At 53.1% G+C, this 254-nt stretch carries 1 protein-coding gene; it reads right to left on the bottom strand.

All coding sequences use genetic code 11. The features are described from left to right. On the bottom strand, positions 1-254 hold a 254-nt coding region (locus tag H5162_RS21595), incomplete at both ends, for a hypothetical protein (protein WP_182779461.1).

Consider the following 254-nt stretch of genomic DNA (forward strand, 5'->3'; position numbering starts at 1 on the left):
GATTGGTTATTCGAACCATCGCTGATAGTCACACTGACACTGGCATTGGCTTCCGCCCCAGAGCCGGTGATCAATACACTGTCATCTTCTACGGCATTGATCCGGCCATCAACCTCAATCGGGGTGGCGATCGTCAAGGCATTCGGTGCTGCGTTATCTAAAATCACTGAGGTGCTGGTTGCACTGGAGGTGTTACCCGCCGCATCAGATTGTGTGGCGCTGACGGTGAGCGTGCCATTATTAAAGCTGCTGAC

The sequence above is a fragment of the Pseudoalteromonas sp. SR41-8 genome (assembly GCF_014163915.1).
In the GTDB taxonomy this organism is placed as follows: Bacteria; Pseudomonadota; Gammaproteobacteria; order Enterobacterales; family Alteromonadaceae; genus Pseudoalteromonas; species Pseudoalteromonas rhizosphaerae.